The 17823-nt window shown below is 72.1% G+C and carries 17 protein-coding genes; 7 read left to right on the top strand and 10 right to left on the bottom strand.

Going from position 1 to position 17823, the window contains the following annotated elements; translation table 11 throughout:
• Positions 1–312 precede the first annotated feature (312 nt).
• Positions 313–1560 (top strand): ABC transporter substrate-binding protein, encoded by a 1248-nt coding sequence (locus tag IE255_RS17335; RefSeq protein ID WP_190051164.1) that lies wholly within the window; start codon positions 313–315, stop codon positions 1558–1560.
• A gap of 22 nt (positions 1561–1582) precedes the next feature.
• Here IE255_RS17335 and IE255_RS17330 read toward each other — a convergent pair whose 3' ends face one another.
• The 4 genes from IE255_RS17330 to IE255_RS17315 are packed head-to-tail and all read right to left on the bottom strand — an operon-like array spanning position 1583 to position 5200.
• Positions 1583–2323, bottom strand: a complete 741-nt coding sequence (locus IE255_RS17330; protein ID WP_190051163.1) for an ABC transporter ATP-binding protein — start codon at positions 2321–2323, stop codon at positions 1583–1585.
• 2 nt (positions 2324–2325) lie between these two features.
• Positions 2326–3213, bottom strand: coding sequence for an ABC transporter ATP-binding protein (locus IE255_RS17325; protein WP_190051162.1), 888 nt, complete (start codon positions 3211–3213; stop codon positions 2326–2328).
• Positions 3203–4195: a branched-chain amino acid ABC transporter permease gene (locus IE255_RS17320; RefSeq protein WP_190051161.1), complete on the bottom strand. Its 993-nt coding sequence runs from the start codon at positions 4193–4195 to the stop codon at positions 3203–3205. The genes IE255_RS17325 and IE255_RS17320 overlap by 11 nt, the downstream gene beginning before the upstream one ends.
• 9 nt (positions 4196–4204) lie before the next feature.
• Positions 4205–5200: a branched-chain amino acid ABC transporter permease gene (locus IE255_RS17315; protein ID WP_190051160.1), complete on the bottom strand. Its 996-nt coding sequence runs from the start codon at positions 5198–5200 to the stop codon at positions 4205–4207.
• Between the two features lie 112 nt (positions 5201–5312).
• Here IE255_RS17315 and IE255_RS17310 point away from each other — a divergent pair, with 112 nt between their 5' ends.
• Together IE255_RS17310 and IE255_RS17305 are read left to right on the top strand one after the other, a co-directional pair.
• The gene (locus tag IE255_RS17310) at positions 5313–6227 is read left to right on the top strand and encodes an SAM-dependent methyltransferase (RefSeq protein ID WP_190051159.1); all 915 of its coding nucleotides are present in this window, start codon (positions 5313–5315) and stop codon (positions 6225–6227) included.
• 39 nt (positions 6228–6266) lie between these two features.
• Positions 6267–6551, top strand: a complete 285-nt coding sequence (locus IE255_RS17305) for a DUF6332 family protein (protein WP_190051158.1) — start codon at positions 6267–6269, stop codon at positions 6549–6551.
• Here IE255_RS17305 and IE255_RS17300 read toward each other — a convergent pair.
• The 3 genes from IE255_RS17300 to IE255_RS17290 are packed head-to-tail and all read right to left on the bottom strand — an operon-like array spanning position 6512 to position 10657.
• The gene (locus IE255_RS17300) at positions 6512–7177 is read right to left on the bottom strand and encodes a response regulator (protein ID WP_190051157.1); all 666 of its coding nucleotides are present in this window, start codon (positions 7175–7177) and stop codon (positions 6512–6514) included. The two genes, IE255_RS17305 and IE255_RS17300, sit on opposite strands and share 40 nt — an antisense overlap.
• Positions 7178–7208: 31 nt before the next feature.
• Positions 7209–8432: a sensor histidine kinase gene (locus tag IE255_RS17295; protein WP_190051156.1), complete on the bottom strand. Its 1224-nt coding sequence runs from the start codon at positions 8430–8432 to the stop codon at positions 7209–7211.
• A 53-nt stretch (positions 8433–8485) separates the two neighbouring features.
• The gene (locus IE255_RS17290) at positions 8486–10657 is read right to left on the bottom strand and encodes an MMPL family transporter (RefSeq protein ID WP_190051155.1); all 2172 of its coding nucleotides are present in this window, start codon (positions 10655–10657) and stop codon (positions 8486–8488) included.
• A gap of 128 nt (positions 10658–10785) precedes the next feature.
• Between IE255_RS17290 and IE255_RS17285 the strand changes: the two genes are divergently transcribed.
• Entirely contained in the window at positions 10786–11580 is a 795-nt protein-coding gene (locus tag IE255_RS17285; RefSeq protein ID WP_190051154.1) for an AfsR/SARP family transcriptional regulator, read from the top strand.
• Positions 11581–11708: 128 nt separating this feature from the next.
• On the opposite strand, the gene IE255_RS17280 is transcribed toward IE255_RS17285, so the two are convergent.
• The gene (locus IE255_RS17280; protein ID WP_190051153.1) at positions 11709–12434 is read right to left on the bottom strand and encodes a TetR/AcrR family transcriptional regulator; all 726 of its coding nucleotides are present in this window, start codon (positions 12432–12434) and stop codon (positions 11709–11711) included.
• A 190-nt stretch (positions 12435–12624) separates the two neighbouring features.
• Between IE255_RS17280 and IE255_RS17275 the strand changes: the two genes are divergently transcribed.
• Complete coding sequence (locus IE255_RS17275) at positions 12625–13074, top strand: nitroreductase family deazaflavin-dependent oxidoreductase (RefSeq protein WP_190051152.1); 450 nt, start codon at positions 12625–12627, stop codon at positions 13072–13074.
• Here the strand turns inward: IE255_RS17275 and IE255_RS17270 are convergent.
• On the bottom strand, positions 13058–14299 hold the full coding sequence (locus IE255_RS17270) for a geranylgeranyl reductase family protein (protein ID WP_190051151.1): 1242 nt from the start codon (positions 14297–14299) through the stop codon (positions 13058–13060). The genes IE255_RS17275 and IE255_RS17270 overlap by 17 nt on opposite strands.
• A 132-nt stretch (positions 14300–14431) precedes the next feature.
• Between IE255_RS17270 and IE255_RS17265 the strand changes: the two genes are divergently transcribed.
• The gene (locus tag IE255_RS17265; protein WP_190051150.1) at positions 14432–15787 is read left to right on the top strand and encodes a dipeptidase; all 1356 of its coding nucleotides are present in this window, start codon (positions 14432–14434) and stop codon (positions 15785–15787) included.
• Between the two features lie 61 nt (positions 15788–15848).
• Entirely contained in the window at positions 15849–16586 is a 738-nt protein-coding gene (locus tag IE255_RS17260; RefSeq protein WP_190051149.1) for an MBL fold metallo-hydrolase, read from the top strand.
• On the opposite strand, the gene IE255_RS17255 is transcribed toward IE255_RS17260, so the two are convergent.
• Positions 16572–17798 (bottom strand): aromatic ring-hydroxylating oxygenase subunit alpha, encoded by a 1227-nt coding sequence (locus IE255_RS17255; RefSeq protein WP_190051148.1) that lies wholly within the window; start codon positions 17796–17798, stop codon positions 16572–16574. The two genes, IE255_RS17260 and IE255_RS17255, sit on opposite strands and share 15 nt — an antisense overlap.
• Positions 17799–17823: the final 25 nt, after the last annotated feature.

Here is a 17823-nt window from a genome sequence, read left to right as displayed (position 1 = left end):
CGACAACTCACCCATCAGCGTGTCGACTCACCGGGTTCCTCACCCGGGACCCCTGAGGGCCCTCCTGGGGGCTGACAACTGCTCGTCCCCTGAGAGACGGGCACAGCGCTGCGATCATGAACCGCGCTCAGGAGGGTTTCACCGCCGAGACCGCAGCCGCGGAAACGCAGGGCCGAGGCCGGAAGCACAACTAATCGAAAAAGTGTACGTTTCATACTTTTCCGGACTCCGGATGAGTTCTACGCTCATGTACAGATGGCGGGCGGAGGCCGGCCAGTCGACCACCGCCGCCTGTAACGAGCGGAGGCGGAGATGAAAGCGTCGATACGGCGGTCCGCGATCTTCGCAAGCGCGACTGCTCTCGTGATAGCCGTCTGCGGTACGACGGGCACCGCCCAGGCCGAGCCGGGCGATGGTGAGCTCCAGTTCGGCTACGTCCTGCCGGAGACGGGACAGCTGGCCTACCTAGGCCCACCCCAGATCGAGTCGTTGAAGTTCGCGATAGAGAAGATCAACGACGCCGGTGGGGTCCTGGGCAAGCCCGTGCCGACTGTGGTCTCCAGTGACGAGGCGGGCCAGGAGGCCGTTGCCGCGCAGTCGGCGGACCGGGTCCTCGCGGCAGGCGTGGACGCGATCATCGGCGCCGCGGCTTCCGGCATGTCGCTGGCGTTCATCGACCGGGTGACCGGAGCGGGCGTCGTGCAGTGTTCCGGGTCGAACACCGCTCCCACCTTCACCGACTACGAGGACGACGGCTTCTACTTCCGTACCGTCCCGAGCGACGCCTTGCAGGGGCCCATCCTGGCGGATGTCGTCCGCGACGACGGCCACGACCGGGTGGCCCTGGTCGCACGGGCGGACGACTACGGGCGCGGCCTGATGGAGGCCACCCGGCAGACGCTGGAGGAGCGCGGCGCGACGGTGACGCTGGCCGAGACCTACGATCCGGAGGCGACCAACTTCGACCAGGTCGTCCAGCAGATCGAGAACTCCAGGCCGGACGCCGCCGTGGTGATCGCCTTCGAGGAGGGCACCCAGATCCTGCAAGGCATGATCGAGTCCGGACTCGGGCCCGACCGGATCGGCGTCTACGGCGCCGACGGACTGCGCAGCGAGGAGCTGCCCTCGCTGGTCGCCCCTGGCCAGCCCGAGAGGCTGTCCGGGATGAAGGGGACCGCGCCGGCATCGGCGTCGAACGAGCAGTACGTGAAGGACCTCAAGGAATTCGCGCCGGATCTGAAGGAGCTGCAGTTCGCCCCGCAGGTGTTCGACTGCGTGACGACGATCGCGCTGGCCGCCGAGAAGGCGGAGTCCGACGACCCGGGCGAGTACGTGAAGGAGATGAACGGGATCACCAAGGACGGCGAGAAGTGCAACTCGTTCGCCGCCTGCAAGGAGCTGCTCGCCGACGGCAGGGACATCGACTACGACGGTGTGAGCGGTCCGCTCGACTTCACCGACAAGGGCGAACCCGGACAGGCGTCGATCGAGGTCTACGGCTACAACGACGAGGGACGGCTGGAGACCCTGCGCACCGAGACCAGCCGGGCCGAGGAGTGACCGGGAGGACCGACAGCCGGAGTCAACGGACGCGGGCGAGTGTGCCGAGGTAGAGCTCGATCACCTTCTCGTCGTGCAGCAGGGCCGTACCCGTGCCGGTGTACGCGTTGCGGCCCTGGTCGAGGACGTAGCCGCGGTCGCAGAGCTGGAGGCACCTGCGGGCGTTCTGCTCGACCATGAGCACGGCGACGCCCGCGCTGTTGATCATGCGGCACCGGTCGAAGACGTGGTCCTGGTGGAGCGGTGACAGGCCGGCCGACGGCTCGTCGAGCAGCAGCAGCTGCGGCTCCATCATCAGGGCGCGGGCCATCGCGAGCATCTGGCGTTCGCCGCCGGACATCGCGCCGGCCTTCTGCCTGCGGCGGTCGGCCAGCACGGGGAAGAGCTCCTCGACCGCCGCGACCCGCCGCGCGTGGTCCCTGGGCCGCAGGTACACGCCCATCCGCAGGTTCTCCTCGACGGTCAGCGTGGGGAACACGTTCTGCAGCTGCGGTACGTAGCCCACGCCCCGCCGGACCAGCTCGTGCGCGGGGCGGTTGGTGACGTCCTCGCCGCGCAGCCGCACGGTCCCGCCGCGCACCCGCAGCAGCCCGAAGACGGCCTTGACCAGCGTCGACTTGCCGGCGCCGTTGGGGCCGATCACGCCGACCACCTCGCCCGGCCGCACCTCGACGCTGCATCCGCGCAGCACGTCGACACCGGGTACGTAACCGGCGACGATGTCGTCGGCCGCCAGCACCGGTGCCTGCTCCTCGGCGGACATCGCTACTCCTCCTTCCCCTTCCCCTCCCCCTTCGCCTTCTCCTCGGTCGCCTCCGGCTCGTCGTGGCGCTTGCCCAGGTAGGCGTCCACGACGGCGGGGTTGCGGCCGATCGTGTGCGGTGGGCCCTCGGCCACCAGGCGGCCGTCGGCCATGACGGCCACCCAGTCGCTGATGCCCATCACCACGTCCATGTCGTGCTCGACGAAGCACACCGTCAGTCCCTCGTCCCGCAACCGCGTGATGTGTCCGAGCAGCGACTGGGTCAGCGCGGGGTTCACCCCGGCCATCGGCTCGTCGAGCAGGAGCATGGCCGGCCGGGTCATCAGCGCGCGGGCCAGTTCCAGCAGTTTGCGCTGACCGCCGGAGAGCGTGCCGGCGTGGTCGTCGCGCAGGGGTGCGAGCCGGAACCGGTCCAGCAGCTCGTCGGCCCGCTGCTCGGACTCCCGCTCCTGCCCGCGCCACAGGGGCCGCAGCAGCGCGGGCAGCACCCGCTCGCCGCGTTGCCCGGGCGCGGCGAGCAGCAGGTTCTCCAGCACCGTGAGCCGGGCGAGCGCCCTGGACAGCTGGAACGTACGGACCAGTCCCCGCCGCGCCACCCGGTGCGCCGGGGAGCCGGTGAGCGGCTGTCCGTCGAACGACCACCGGCCGCCGTCGGCCCGGTCGAACCCGCTCACCACGTTGAACAGGGTGGTCTTGCCGGCGCCGTTGGGCCCGATGAGCGCCGTGATGGCACCGCGCTGCACCTCCAGGTGCTCGACCCGCACGGCGACGAGGCCGCCGAAGGTGCGGGTCACCTGGTCCAGGACCAGCAGGGGATCGGGCTTGCGCACCCCCGGCTCGGGGGCGGTCGCGGAGAGCCGGCCCGGGTGGGCGGCAGGGTCAGCGGCCACTGAGGATCATCTCCTTCCGGCTGCCGAGGATGCCCTGCGGCCGGAACGCGACCAGCAGGATCAGGGCGACCCCGACCAGGGCGAAGCGCACCGCGCCGACCTCCGACGTGCTGATGAGGTCCGGCGAGACGTACTCGGCGTCGATGGCCTGGCGGAGCGCGCTGTCGAGGAAGCTGAGGACGAACCAGAACAGGATCGAGCCGACGACCGGCCCGAGGATCCGCCCGGCGCCCCCCAGCACGAGCAGCGTGTACAGGAAGAACGTGACGCCCGGGTCGTAGTTGTCCGGGTTCACGGACTGCACCTGGATCGCCTGCGTCATGCCCGCGACCGCCCCGATGACGCCGCCGAGCACGAGGCTCTGCATCTTGTACGCGTAGACGTTCTTGCCGAGGCTGCGCGCGGCGACCTCGTCCTCACGGATCGACCGGATGACACGGCCCCACGGGCTGTGGATCAGCAGGGCCAGCAGGCTTCCGACCACGAGCACCAGCGCCCATCCGACGATCATCACCCAGAGGTCGCGGGAGCTGAACCTCACGAGCCACACGCCGTAGGTGCCGGGCTCGATGGGGCTGAGCGCGTAGAAGTCGTTCGCGAACCTCTGCAGCCCGAACACCCCGCCGGTGACCGGCTCGGCCCAGCTGGAGCGGTAGAACAGCCGGAGCGTCTCCCCCGCCGCGATCGTGGTGATCGCGAGGTAGTCGGCGCGCAGCCGCAGGGTGGGCAGGCCGAGGAGCAGGGCCAGCACGATCGCGCAGGCGATTCCGCCCAGGACGCCGAGCCACATCGGGCCGTCGTACGTCGACACCGTGACGGCGAGCCCGTAGCCGCCGACCAGCATGAAGCCGACCTGGCCGAAGTTCAGCAGCCCCGTGTAACCGAAGTGCAGGTTCAGGCCCATCGCGGCGAGCGCGTAGACGGCGGCGATCGGGCCGATTCCCGAGCGCAGGGCGTCGGACAGGATGGCCGAGAAGTCCATGGCGCCCCCTCACCCGACGCGTTCGGCCCGGCCGAGGATGCCCTGCGGCCGGACGAGGAGGACGAGGATGAGGACGAGCAGCGCCCAGGCGTACTGCAGGTCGACCGGGAACCACAGGGTGGACATCTGGGCGACGACGCCGATGACGAGGCTGCCCACCATCGCACCGTAGGCGGAGCCGAGACCGCCCAGGATGATCCCCGCGAACATGAGCAGCAGAAGCTTGAAGCCCATGTCCCAGGTGACGATCTCGACCAGGCCGAAGAAGACCCCGCCGAGTGCGGCCAGTCCGCCGGCGAGCATCCACACGAACAGCACCACCCGCTGCACGTCGATGCCCGACGCCTCCGCGAGGTCACGGTTGGCGGAGACGGCCCGCACGGCCGTGCCGATCCGCGTCTTCTGCAGGAGCGCGGCGATGCCGAGCAGCACGAGGACGGAGAGCAGGGTGACGGTGAGGTCCCGCGGGGTGATGCCGGCCGGGCCGAGGTCGATCGTGCTCTGGATGTCGTACTGGGCGTAGGAGGCGGGCCGGGTTCCGTACAGCACGAGGACGACGTGGCGCAGCAGCAGCGAGAGTCCGATGGTGACGATGAACATGTTGATCAGCCCGGTGCCCCGGGCCCGCAGCGGGCGCCAGAGGCCGCGCTCGACCGCCCCGCCCAGCAGGGCGCCGAAGACCACCGCGGCGAGGGCTGCGGGAATCAGGTGCCAGCCCGGACCGGCCCCGGCGACATTGAGGAAGAACGCGAAGGTGGCGCCGATCGTGACGAACTCGCCGTGCGCGAAATTGATCAGGTGGATGGTGCCGAAGATCAGCGAGAGCCCGACCGATGTGATCGCGATGATCACCCCGAACTGGATACCGTCGATCAGCGCCTGCAGAGCGCGCGCGGCGAACGTGGGGCCGCGCGGGACTTCCTCACCCTGTGCCCGCGCGGAGATCACGGGCACCACTACAAGGGCCAGGGCGAGGACCGGTACGAGCATCCGCTGACAGCGCATGGCGATTCCGGTATGTCATGAAAGTCCTTTATGGGCTCAGTGTAGGTACAGGCCGTGGCGGTGACACGTGAAGCGGGCCACGGATGTACCTGCGGAAAGCAGAGGATGCGGGATGGGTGACAGCGGGAACCTCGCGAGTGCCTACAACGACGACAGCGTGCTCTTCCGGGTGCTGCGGCACCTCGGCTGGGACAGCCTGGCCGACATCGGCTACTTCACCCTGCCCACCCTGCCGGTCGCGGCCCTGGCCGGGCCGGTGCCCTTTCAGCGCCGACTGGCTCGCCGGTCGCTGGCCTTGCTGGACGCCCGGCCCGGGCAGCTCGTCCTGGACGCCGGATGCGGTCGCGGTGACACCACGGCGCGGTTGGCCGCCGCGGGATGCCGGGCGCTGGGGGTGGACATCCAGCCCGCGCAGATCGACCAGGCGCGTCGCCGCTTCGGCGACAGCGCGCGCTTCGCCGTCGCCGACGCCACGGCTCTGCCGCGGCGGGCAGCGGAGATCCCGCTGACGGACGGTTCCTTCGACCAAGTGCACTGCCTGGAGGCCGCCTTCCACTTCGGCCATGAGGGCCGTAGGTCGTTCCTGAGCGAAAGCTTCCGGCTGCTCCGCCCAGGAGGCCGGCTCGTCCTCGTGGATGTCACGTCGCGTACGGATCAGCCGATCGGGACCCTCGACCCGAACGGCCTCGTGCGCGCGACCTGGCGCTTCGACGACCTCGAACCGTGCGAGCGGTACCCGCTGATGGCTGCCGACGCCGGCTTCACCACGCGCCGGATCCTCGACTGGACCACACCCGTACTCCACAGGGCGGCCCAACTCTGCGCCCTGTTCGCCGGGACCGCGTCCACCCGGGCCGGCCGACAGGCCCTGTGCCTGCGCTGGCCCGGGCTCAGAACGCTCGACGCGCAGGACTGGGACGAGGTCATCGCCGTCGTCCGAGCCCACCGGGCCATCGGGCGCGTCACTCGCTACACGGCGTATGTCCTCGACAAACCCGCGGACGGCGTCACCGGCGTCGCCCCCTAGTCGCTTGCCCGCCGGGCGCCCTCCTGTTTGACTCTCCGTATGACCAGTCACGGGGGACGGCGCACGCAGGCCGAACGGGACGCGATCACCGTCGAGATCGGGTACGCGCTGTGCAGCGCGGCCTTCGCGGCGGCGGTCGTCTTCGGGGCCGTGGCCGGCCCCGCACTGCTCTTCGACCTGCCGGACACGCCGGAGAGCCTGCTGCTGCGTGCCGGGCTGGTGCTCGCGCCCGTGCTCTTCGCCGCCCGGGTCGTCAGTGTGCTGGTCCGGTTCCGCTCGGCGGCTCAGCCCAGCCAGCCCGGCCGTACCAGCCCGGACTCGTAGGCGAGCACGACCAGTTGGGCCCGGTCGCGGGCGCCGAGCTTCACCATCGTGCGGCTGACGTGGGTCTTCGCCGTGAGCGGGCTGACGACCAGCCGGCGGGCGATCTCCTCGTTGGACAGGCCCAGGCCGACCAGCGCCATCACCTCCCGCTCCCGCTCGGTGAGCCCGGCCAGCGCGTCGGCCGCCGCCGGTTCCTTGGAACGGGCCGCGAACTCGGCGATCAGCCGGCGCGTCACCCCCGGCGAGAGCAGCGCGTCGCCCGCGACCACCGCCCGTACGGCGCGCAGGAGTTCGTCCGGCTCGGTGTCCTTGACCAGGAAGCCGGAGGCGCCCGAGCGGATCGCCTCGAAGACGTACTCGTCGAGCTCGAAGGTGGTGAGCATGACGACCCTCACGTCCTTCAGGGCCGGGTCCTCGGTGACCTGCCGGGTCGCGGCCAGGCCGTCGAGCGCGGGCATGCGGATGTCCATCAGGACGACATCGGGCCGCAGTTCGCGGATCCGCCGCACGGCCTCCTCCCCGTCGGCGGCCTCCGCGGCCACCTCGATGTCGGGCTGCGCGTCGAGCAGCGCCCGGAACCCCGCCCGGACCAGTGACTGGTCGTCGGCGAGCAGTACACGGATCACCGGTCCTCCTTCAGCGGTTCTCTGGTTCGGCTCACCGGTCGGCGGCAGCCGTCAGCGGCAGGACGGCGAGCACCCGGAACCCGCCGTCCGGGCGGGGACCCGCCTCGATCGTGCCACTCAGCGCGGCGGCCCGCTCCCGCATCCCGGCCAGCCCGTTGCCACTGCCGCCCGCCTCCGCGCCGGTCGCGGGCCCGTCGTCGTCGATGCGCAGCCGCAGCACACCCTCGCCGTGCGCGAGGTGCACGCGCGCGTGCCGCGACCCGGAGTGGCGTACGACGTTGGTCAGGGCCTCCTGGACGATCCGGAAGGCGGCGAGGTCCGTGCCGGGCGCGAGCGGGGGCGGCTCCCCCTCGACGTCCACCGTGAGGCCCGCGCTCGCGGCCTGCTCCACCAGCTCGGGCAGCCGGTCGAGCCCGGGCGCGGGGGCGCGCGGCGCGGCACCGGGCGCGCGCAGCGTGTCGAGCACCTGGCGCACCTCGCCGAGCGCCTCCTTGCTCTTGGCCTTGATCGTGGTGAGCGCCGTACGGGCCTGCTCTGGGTCGGTGTCGAGGAGCGCCAGGCCGACCCCCGCCTGCACGTTGATCACGGAGATGCTGTGCGCGAGGACGTCGTGCAGTTCCCGCGCGATCCGCAGCCGCTCCTCGTCGGCCCGCCGCCGCGCGGCCTCGGCCCGCTCGGCCCGCTCCCGGACCCACTGCTCACGCCGGATCCGGACCAGCTCCGACACCGCCGCGATGGCCACCACCCAGGTGGCGACGACGATCTCCCCTCCCCAGGAGACGGCGGAGTCCCCCGAGGGCGGCAGCCACCGGTACAGCCAGTGCGCCACCAGGGCGTGCCCGGCCCACAGCGTCCCCATCGCGGCCCAGGCCGCCCACCGGTGCCCGGCGACGATCGCGCTGAAGCACGCCAGGGCGACGGTGAGCAGCACCGGCCCGTACGGATACCCGGCCCCGAGGTAGACCATGACGGCACCCGCGGTGCCGAACACCACGGCCACCGGATACCGCTTCCGCCACAGCAGCAGCCCTCCGGCCACCAGCAGCAGCGCCCGCGCGAAGGGGTCCAGGTCCGCCCGCTCGCCCGCCTGGCCGTGGGCGGCGAAGTTCGAGCCGGCCAGGACGAACGCCGTGACGACGACGGTGGACCGCCAGGGCCACCGGGGCGCACGCTCCCCTTCCCCCCACCGGTCCCACCACGGCGGCCCGTGCCGCCACCACTGCGGCGGACCGCCCCGCACACCCTGCTCGTCCATACCGGCCACGCTAGACGCGCCCCGCCCGCGGCGGCGTCACCCCGGCGTGGTGATCACACGTACTCCCGGCGAAGTACGTCGTCCGCCGGGGCGGCCTCGCCCTCCCTGATCCGCAGCCGCCGCAGCCGCCGCGGCGCCCACCAGTTCGCCCGCCCGGCCAGCCGCATGGTCACCGGCAGCAGCACGACCCGGATCAGGGTGGCGTCGACGAGGATCGTCAGGGCCGTGCCGATGCCGAGTTCCTTGAGGAAGACGACCCCTCCGGTGGCGTACGACAGGAAGGACAGCGCCAGGGTCCCGGCCGCGGCCGTGATCAGCGGGGCGCTGCGCCGGATGCCCTCGCCGACCGCGCGCCGGGTGTCGCCGGTGCGGTCGTGCTCCTCCTTGATCCGGGCCAGCAGGAACACCTCGTAGTCCATCGACAGCCCGTAGGCCACGCAGAACATCAGCACCGGGATGCTCGGCTCGATCGACCCGGTGGGGGTGAAGCCGAGCAGCCCCGACAGGTGGCCGTCCTGGAAGACCCACACCAGGCAGCCGAACATCACCGACAGGCTGAGCAGGTTCAGCACGGTCGCCTTCAACGGCAGCAGCACGCTGTTGGTCATCAGGAAGAGGATCACGTACGTCGCCACCAGCACGATCCCCACGGCGTACGGGAGCCGGTCCAGGAGCGTGGAGCGGAAGTCGGTGGTCTCACCGGGATAGCCGCCGACCAGGACGGGCGCCGGAGCGGGGGTCTGCCGGACGCGGTCGACGAACGCGGGCACGTCGCCGTACAGGGCCTGCTGGGTGGGTACGACGGCCAGGCGCACGCGTCCGTCGGACGCCGTCAGCCGGTCCTGGCCGGGCGGGCCGGTGCGCCGGCCGTCCTGGTAGGCGCCCTCGGGCGCGTCGACCTGGAACACCCCGGGCAGACGGGAGAGTTCGGCGGCGTACGCGCGCGTGCCGGCCGGTCCGGGCGCGGGTCCGCCGAGGACGACCTGGACGGTGTCGGTGGGTTCGGCGGCGAACTCCCGGTGCACGATCTCCGAGGTGGTGCGCGAGGAGGTGCCCTCGGGCAGCGTGCGCTCGTCGGGCAGGCCGAACCGCAGTCCGAGCAGGGGCGAGGCGGCGACGAGCAGGACGGTCAGCACTCCGGCGCCGGCGAGGAACGGGCGGCGCATGGCGGTGAGGGCGGCACGGTGCCAGAAGCCGGAGGCGGGCGCGGCGGCACGCTCCACGCGGTGGCCCCAGCGGGCGAGGGCGGCGGGCAGGAAGAGCACCGCGCCGGCGACCGCCGTCACGACCACGAGCACACCCGCGTAGGCGAACGAACTCAGGAAGAAGAACGGGAAGACCAGCAGCGCGCACAGCGACACCGCCACGGTGACGCCGCTGAAGACGACCGTGCGTCCCGCCGCGGCGGTGGCGCGGGGCACGGCTTCCCGCTGGTCGTGTCCGGCGGCCCGCTCCTCGCGGTACCGGTTGATCATGAACAGGCTGTAGTCGATGCCCAGTCCCAGTCCGAGGACCAGCGCGAGGTTGGCGGCGAACGTCGACACCTCCGTGAACTGCGCGATCACCCGCAGACCGGCGAGTGTGCCGACGACCGAGAACAGCCCGACCGCCACGGTCAGCAGCGCGGCGACCGTGCGCCGGTAGACGAGGATCAGCAGGAGCAGGACGACGGGCAGCGCGAACGCCTCCGCGCGCAGGAAGTCGGCGCGGGCCTGCTGGCCGACCTGCCGGGAGATCTCCTCCTGGCCGCCCACGCGGACCTGGAGGTCGGCGGTGGTGCGGGTCAGCCGGGGTGAGAGGGTGGCGAGTTCCTCGCGGGTCTCGGTGGCGGTGCCCTCCAGGTGGACGAGGATCAGGGCCCGCCGGCCGTCCTTGCCGCGCAGGGCGGGACTGCCGGCGTCCCAGTAGGCGGTGACGTCCGTGACGAGGGGCAACTGCTCGACCTCGGAGGTGAGTTGCCTCGCCGCCCGCTCGGTGCGCGCGCTGTCCACGTCGCCGTCGCGCGCGGTGACCAGGAGGGCGAGGTTGGGGTTGCCCGTGCGGAAGCCGTCGCGCAGCTCGTCGGCGGCACGCACCGACTCCGTGCCGGGGGAGCTCCAGCGCGACAGGTCGAGGTCGTCCTGGGCGCCGGCGCCGTAGGCGCCGAGGCCGAGGAAGAGCAGCAGGAAGCCGATCAGTACGGCACGGCTGTACCGCGCGGACCGACGGCCGAGCCGGGTGAGCATGAGGTGGCCTTTCGCAGCGAGTGGCGGGGAAGTCGCGGGGACTTCGGTCTGCGAACACCGTCGGCCCGGCCGCTGGAAGGCCCACTGGAAGATCCACAGGAACGCGGGGCTCGGGATACGCTCGACGCATGGCTGAGCAGACGTCCGGGACCTCGCACACCGTGCGCATCGAACTGCTCGGCCCGCTGCGCGCGTTGCGCGACGGCGCGGAGATCCCGCTCGGCCCGCCGAAGCAGCGGGCGGTGCTCGCCGTCCTGCTGCTCCAGGAGGGCCGCCCGATCTCGTACGACGGTCTGGTCGAGGCCGTGTGGGGCGGCGCGCCGCCGGTACATGTGCGCAACCTGGTGCAGAAGTACGTCTCCGGGCTGCGCCGCGCCCTCGGGGACGGACCCGAGCTGTCCTGGACCGGGTCCGGTTACCGGCTGACCGGCGTCCGCGTCGACGACCTGGCGGAGCGCCGGCTGCTGGTGGACGAGGCGCTCGCGGCACGGCAGGCCGGCGAGGTGCGGCGTGCGGTGGAACTGGCCCACCGCGCCGAGGAGTTGTGGCACGGCGACTTCGCCGAGGGCCTGCACGCGCCGTACCTCACCGCGGAGCGGCTGCGCTGGACCGAGAAGCGGCTCACGGTCCTCGAAGCGCGGCTGGAGGGCGAGATCGCGCTCGGCCGCTCCTTCGAGTACGTCCACGAACTCGTCCGGCTCGTCGCGGCCCACCCGCTGCGCGAACGTCTCGCCGAACTGCTGATGCTCGCCCTGTGCCGCACCGGCCGCCCGGCGGACGCGCTCACCGTGTACGAGGAGGCACGGCGGCGGCTAGCCGACGCGATGGGCGCGGACCCGGGGCCCGGCCTGCGGTCCCTGCACACCCGGGTCCTGCGCCAGGATCCGGCGCTGCTGCCCGGGCCTGCGGTGCCGGTGGCCTGAGAGGCACCGAGCGGCCTCCGGCCCGCCACGACGGGCGGCCTCCGGCCCGGCGCGCGGAGCGGTTCTCCCGCCCGTCCGTCCCCGGGAGGCCGTCGCCGCCGGCCCCGGCAGGCCGTCGCCACCCGGCCCTAAGACGCGGGACGCTGCGGGGCACGCCCCTTCTGCGGATACACCAACCCCACCCCATGGGCGAGTTGCCTCACCGCGTGCCGGAAGAACGTCTCCCGGTCCTCCACCACCCGGTTGAACTGCCCGAACAGCTCGAACCCGACCAGCCCGTACAGCTGGGCCCAGGCCGCGACCAGGGCCGTCACCACCTCGGGCGGGAGGTCCGGTGCGAGGTCGGCGGCCATCCGCTCGGCCTCCGGACGCAGGTCCGCCGGCAGCGCGGGCCGGGCCAGTCCGAGGCCGCGGTAGGCGTCGCGCAGGATGCCGATGAGGAGGTTGCCGACCCTGGCGGCGGCCGGGACGGTGGTGTCGGGCGCGGTGTAGCCGGGGACGGGCGACCCGTAGATGAGCGCGTACTCGTGCGGGTGACCGAGCGCCCAGCCGCGCACCGCCTCGCACACGGTGATCCAGCGCTCCAGGGGCCCGGCACCGGCGGCCGCCTCGTGGGCCGCCTCGGCGCTCTCGCCGAGGGAGTCGTAGGCGTCGATGATGAGGGCGGTCAGCAGGTCGTCACGGCTGGGGAAGTACCGGTACAGCGCGGAGGAGACCATGCCGAGTTCGCGGGCCACCGCGCGCAGGGAGAGCCTGGCGGCGCCCTCGGCCGCGAGCTGTCTGCGGGCCTCGTCCTTGATGGCCGCGGTGACTTCGATCCTGGCCCGGGCGCGGGCGCCGTGTGCGGTGCTCATGCGGGGCAGTGTGCCATGAAAGCAGAGCAGTGCACACAAACGAGAGCGTCGATCTGCTACGAGAGCGCCGACCCGAAACCAGAGCACTGCTCTTGCTTTAGTGCACCGCTCTCGTGCAGACTGACGTCAACGACAGCGAGAGCAGTGCTCACAAAAGAGAGCACCGCTCCACACACACCAGGGGGACCCCATGTCCGCACACGTCCAGAAGCCCGGCTGGCTCACGGTCAACGTCTTCAACCGCTTCGTGGCCTGGCTGACCCGCCGCGGCATCAGCGTCTGGGGCTCCCGCGTCCTCGCCGTCCGCGGCCGCAAGAGCGGCCAGTGGCGCACCACACCGGTCAACCTGCTGACCCTCGACGGCCGGCAGTACCTGGTCGCCCCCCGCGGCCACGTCCAGTGGACGCACAACATGCGCGCCGCGGGCGGCGGCGAACTGCACCTCGGCAAGCACGTGGACACGTTCTCCGCGACGGAGGTGGCCGACGACGACAAGGCACCGATCCTGCGCGCCTACCTCAAGCGCTGGAAGGCGGAGGTCGGGGTCTTCTTCAACGGAGTCGGACCCGACTCCCCGGACGCCGAGCTGCGCCGCATCGCCCCCGACCACCCGGTCTTCGAGATCACGGTGACGGGCTGACCTCGTCGGTCGTCACGGGGCGGCGGTCCAGGGCGGTCAGGGCCCGCTGGGCGACCGGATGCGTGCGGACGATCTCGCCCAGCGACGTGGCGCCCCGGGTGATGTCCTTGAACGCCTTCCAGGCCGGGCGGAAGCCCGTCAGCACCGCGTGGAACAGGCCGGGGCGGCGCTCGAACACCGTCAGCAGCCGTTTGCCGATGCTCATCTCCACGCCCAGCCCGGCCTTGACCGCGAACGCGTAGTTGAGGGCCTGCCGGCGCGTGTCCACCGCGTCGTGCGCCTCGGCGATCCGCACCGCCCACTCCCCCGCGAGCCGGCCGGACCGCAGCGCGAAGGAGATGCCCTCGCGGGTCCACGGCTCCAGCAGCCCCGCCGCGTCGCCGCACACCAGCACCCGCCCCCGGGACAGCGGCGAGTCGTCGGCGCGGCAGCGGGTCAGGTGCCCGGAGGAGATGCTCGGCTCGAAGCCGGCGAGGCCCAGCCGTCCGATGAAGTCCTCCAGGTACCGCTTCGTCGCGGCGCCTTCGCCCCGCGCCGAGATCACCCCGACCGTCAGGGTGTCGCCCTTCGGGAAGACCCAGCCGTAACTGCCGGGCATGGGGCCCCAGTCGATGAGCACCCGCCCCTTCCAGTCCTCGGCGACGGTCTCCGGCACCGGGATCTCCGCCTCCAGGCCCAGATCCACCTGGTCCACCTTGACCCCGACATGGGCACCTATGCGGCTGGCGCTGCCGTCCGCGCCGACCACGGACCGCGCGAGCAGGACCTCTCCGCCCTGGAGCACGACCGCGACCGTGCGCCGGTCCGGCACCGCCGAGCCGTGCTGCTCGACGCGCTGGACCGTGACGCCCGTACGCAGCTCGGCGCCCGCCTTCTGCGCGTGCTCGACGAGCTGCTGGTCGAACTCGGGCCGGTTGATCAGCCCGAACAGCATCTGCTTGGACCGGCGCGTCCGCGTGAAGCGGCCGTTGTTCGAGAACGTCACCGCGTGCACCCGGTCCCTGAGCGGCAGCTCGAAGCCGGGGGGCAGGGCATCGCGCGAGGGGCCGATGATGCCGCCGCCGCACGTCTTGTACCGCGGCAGCTCCGCCTTCTCCAGCAACAGCACGCGTCTCCCGGCGACCGCCGCCGCGTACGCGGCCGAAGCGCCCGCCGGTCCCGCGCCCACCACGACGACGTCCCACACCTGCCGCACGTCGTCCGCCGAAGAGTTCTCGCTGCTCACGATGGTCTACTGCTCCGATCAAGCCGCTGCCGCTGCTACCTCCCGCATCCTACGGCCGACCCGGGCACGGGCCGCTGTGGGAGGATCTACGGCACTCACCGCTACAACGTCGCACCCACGAGGAGCGTGCCCATGTCGTCGAATCCGGTCGCCGCGACCGTCGCCTCGCTGATGCCCAGGGCGAAGCGGGAGCTCACCGAACTGGTGGCCTTCCGGTCGGTGGCCGACTTCGACCAGTTCCCGAGGAGCGAGAGCGAGGGTGCCGCCCGCTGGGTCGCGGACGCGCTCGCCGCCGAGGGCTTCCAGGACGTGGCACTGCTCGACACCCCGGACGGCACGCAGTCGGTCTACGGCTACCTGCCCGGCCCGGCGGGCGCGAAGACCGTCCTGCTCTACGCCCACTACGACGTGCAGCCGCCGCTGGACGAGGCCGGCTGGACGACCCCGCCGTTCGAGCTGACCGAGCGGGACGGGCGCTGGTACGGGCGCGGGGCCGCCGACTGCAAGGGCGGTGTGATCATGCACCTGCTGGCGCTGCGCGCGCTGCGGGCGAACGGCGGCGTGCCGGTCAACGTCAAGGTGATCGCCGAGGGCTCGGAGGAGCAGGGCACGGGCGGTCTGGAACGGTACGCCGAGGAGCACCCGGATCTGCTGGAGGCGGACGCGATCGTCATCGGCGACGCGGGCAACTTCCGGGTCGGCCTGCCGACCGTCACCTCCACCCTGCGCGGTATGACGCTGGTCCGGGTGCGGATCGACACGCTCGCCGGCAACCTGCACTCGGGCCAGTTCGGCGGTGCCGCGCCCGACGCGCTGGCCGCCCTCATCCGCGTCCTGGACTCGCTGCGCGCCGAGGACGGCTCGACGACCGTCGACGGCCTCACCGGCGACGCGGCCTGGGACGGGCTCCAGTACGACGAGGAGCAGTTCCGGCAGGACGCCAAGGTGCTGGACGGTGTCCAGCTGATCGGGTCCGGGACGGTCGCCGACCGCATCTGGGCGCGCCCGGCCGTGACCGTGCTCGGCATCGACTGCCCGCCCGTCGTCGGCGCCACCCCGTCCGTGCAGGCGAGCGCCCGTGCGCTGGTCAGCCTGCGGGTGCCGCCGGGTGTGGACGCGGCCGGGGCGGCCAAGCTGCTCCAGGCGCACCTGGAGGCGCGCACGCCGTGGGGCGCGCGGGTGAGCACCGAGCAGATAGGCCAGGGCCAGGCCTTCCGCGCCGACACCTCCAGCCCGGCGTACCAGGCCATGGCGGAGGCGATGGCGGTGGCGTACCCGGGGCAGGAGATGCAGTACGCCGGTCAGGGCGGCTCGATCCCTCTGTGCAACACCCTCGCCGCCCTGTACCCGCGCGCGGAGATCCTGCTCATCGGGCTGAGCGAGCCGGAGGCCCAGATCCACGCGGTGAACGAGAGCGTGTCCCCGGAGGAGCTGGAGCGGCTGTCGGTGGCGGAGGCGCTGTTCCTGCGGAACTACGCGGCGAGCTGACGGCTCTGCCCACAGCAGAAGGCCCTCGTCCTCGGACGGGGGCCTTTCCTACGGTCGTCCCATGGACGTCGTCGAACTCCTCCCCCGCCTCCATCTGCTGCGCTTCCCGGTCGGCCAGGCCTATCTGTGGCGCGACGGCGACGAGCTGACGCTGATCGACGCCGGCCCGGCGGGCTCCGGGGCCCGGATCGCCGAGGCGGTGACCGCCCTCGGCCGGGATCCCCGGGACGTACGGCGGATCCTGCTCACGCACTTCCACGAGGACCATGTGGGCGGGGCGGGCGAGTTCGCGGCGCTCAGCGGTGCCGAGGTGCTGGCCCACCGGCTCGACGCCCCTGCCGTACGGGGTGACGTCCCGGGCCCGCCGCCGGCGTTCGAGGACTGGGAGCGGCCGCTGCACGAGCGGGCGGCGAGACTCCTGCCCGAGGGGGACTTCGCCCGGCCGGCGGAGGTCACGGAGCTGTCCGGCGGCGAGGTGCTGGACGTGGGCGGCGGGGCGCACGTGGTCCATGTGCCGGGGCACACGCACGGCAGCGTCGCGCTCCATCTCCCGGAGCACGGGGTGCTGTTCACGGGTGACACGGTGGCGGCGTCACCCGTGGACGGCACGGTCATCCCCGGGGTCTTCAACCTCGATCGCGGCCAGGTCCTCGCCGCCTGCGGGAGGCTGGCGGACCTCGGCGCGGACGTGGCCTGCTTCGGTCACGGGGATCCGGTGACGGCCGGGGCGTCCCGCGCACTGCGGAACGCGGCGCGCGGGCGTCCGGACCAGGGGGTGGCCGGCCTAGGGGGTGGCTGATGGCATGTGTTCCACGATGCGGTCGGCGAGATAGCGCTGGAACTGCCACAGAGGACGCTCCAGGTGTGAGAAGCGTCCGCCCGACGGCCCCGGATCGGTGGCCAATCCCCGCTGCACACCCCGGATGGCCACCAGATCCTCGCTCTGGATGGTCTCCAGCTGCTGACGCGCGGCGTCCACGTAGGCGTCGAATCCCGGCTTGTCCCGGACCTCGGCCGGCACGAGCACCGTGAAGTGGGCGTCGTGGGTACCCGGGCCCGTGGGAATCTGCCGCAGGAACGTCACGCTGTCCGGCAGGAGGGCCATCGCCAGGTGGGGGAAGACACCCGCGATCGTCATCCCTGACAGTTCGCGCTCCCCGAGCCCGGGGATCAAGGTGCCGATCACCCCCGGCGCGCCTTCCTCGGCCGCTTCCTCCGTCGTCCCCATCTCCGCCACGGCGTCCGCGGCGAAGGGCGTGTACATGGTGAACCAGCGTCCGTCGCACTCGTCGACGACGGTGTCCCTGCCCGGCAGCACCGGCTCGAGGGTGGCCGCGTGGCTCCCCATGTGGTGGTAGTTCTCCGAGCCGTTTTCCAGTCCCACCTTCCAGTTCGCGGGGATGTCCTCCCAGCCGGCCGTATAGGCCACGACCAGGTCCGCCAGCCGGTACGGGGCCAGCTTGGCCGTCAGCTCGTCGAGCTGCGGGCCCAGCGCCGGTGCCTCGGGATCGGCGCAGATCATGATCAGGCCGTTCCACACCTCCAGGCGGTACCTGGGGAGCCGGCACGCCGCACGGTCGAAATCCACCTTGCCCATCAAGGGGGCACCGGCCAGCTGCCCGGCGTACTCACCGTTCAGCCGGTACGTCCACGTGTGGTACGGGCACGTCAGCCGCTTCAGGGACCCTTGCTCGGGCGTGGTCTCCGGCGGAAGCACATCCATGAACCGGTGACGACACACCCGGGACAGCGCGTGGAGATCACCGTCCTCGTCACGCGTGATGACCAGCGGTTCGCCCAGCACATCGGTGCGCAGGTAGTCGCCGGGCCGGGCGACCTGGTCCACGTGCCCGGCGCACAGCCAGTCGGCGCGGAAAATGTGCTCCCGCTCCAGGCGGTAGAAGTCCTCGCTGGTGTAAGCCCGTGCCGGGAGCGTTTCACCGCGCTCCAGCGGAAGCGCCGCGATGCGCGTCAGCTCGTCGAGGAGGGAATAGAGTTCTCGGTGCGGCATCGTGCCACCACCTTTCTGCAGGTTC

Origin of the sequence: Streptomyces lomondensis, from assembly GCF_014651035.1 — a bacterium.
Classification (GTDB): Bacteria; Actinomycetota; Actinomycetes; order Streptomycetales; family Streptomycetaceae; genus Streptomyces; species Streptomyces lomondensis.
Note: the sequence above shows the minus strand (reverse complement) of the source record. Positions and strands in the feature narration are given on the sequence as shown.

What these genes read in the sequence shown, in the direction of transcription:
- IE255_RS17315 (WP_190051160.1), bottom strand. Translation starts at nt 5,200, where the DNA reads ATGCGCTGTCAGCGGATGCTCGTACCGGTCCTCGCCCTGGCCCTTGTA.
- IE255_RS17265 (WP_190051150.1), top strand. Translation starts at nt 14,432, where the DNA reads ATGTCGTCGAATCCGGTCGCCGCGACCGTCGCCTCGCTGATGCCCAGG.
- IE255_RS17335 (WP_190051164.1), top strand. Translation starts at nt 313, where the DNA reads ATGAAAGCGTCGATACGGCGGTCCGCGATCTTCGCAAGCGCGACTGCT.
- IE255_RS17305 (WP_190051158.1), top strand. Translation starts at nt 6,267, where the DNA reads ATGACCAGTCACGGGGGACGGCGCACGCAGGCCGAACGGGACGCGATC.
- IE255_RS17330 (WP_190051163.1), bottom strand. Translation starts at nt 2,323, where the DNA reads ATGTCCGCCGAGGAGCAGGCACCGGTGCTGGCGGCCGACGACATCGTC.
- IE255_RS17290 (WP_190051155.1), bottom strand. Translation starts at nt 10,657, where the DNA reads ATGCTCACCCGGCTCGGCCGTCGGTCCGCGCGGTACAGCCGTGCCGTA.
- IE255_RS17295 (WP_190051156.1), bottom strand. Translation starts at nt 8,432, where the DNA reads ATGGACGAGCAGGGTGTGCGGGGCGGTCCGCCGCAGTGGTGGCGGCAC.
- IE255_RS17310 (WP_190051159.1), top strand. Translation starts at nt 5,313, where the DNA reads ATGGGTGACAGCGGGAACCTCGCGAGTGCCTACAACGACGACAGCGTG.
- IE255_RS17255 (WP_190051148.1), bottom strand. Translation starts at nt 17,798, where the DNA reads ATGCCGCACCGAGAACTCTATTCCCTCCTCGACGAGCTGACGCGCATC.
- IE255_RS17285 (WP_190051154.1), top strand. Translation starts at nt 10,786, where the DNA reads ATGGCTGAGCAGACGTCCGGGACCTCGCACACCGTGCGCATCGAACTG.
- IE255_RS17275 (WP_190051152.1), top strand. Translation starts at nt 12,625, where the DNA reads ATGTCCGCACACGTCCAGAAGCCCGGCTGGCTCACGGTCAACGTCTTC.
- IE255_RS17280 (WP_190051153.1), bottom strand. Translation starts at nt 12,434, where the DNA reads ATGAGCACCGCACACGGCGCCCGCGCCCGGGCCAGGATCGAAGTCACC.
- IE255_RS17320 (WP_190051161.1), bottom strand. Translation starts at nt 4,195, where the DNA reads ATGGACTTCTCGGCCATCCTGTCCGACGCCCTGCGCTCGGGAATCGGC.
- IE255_RS17260 (WP_190051149.1), top strand. Translation starts at nt 15,849, where the DNA reads ATGGACGTCGTCGAACTCCTCCCCCGCCTCCATCTGCTGCGCTTCCCG.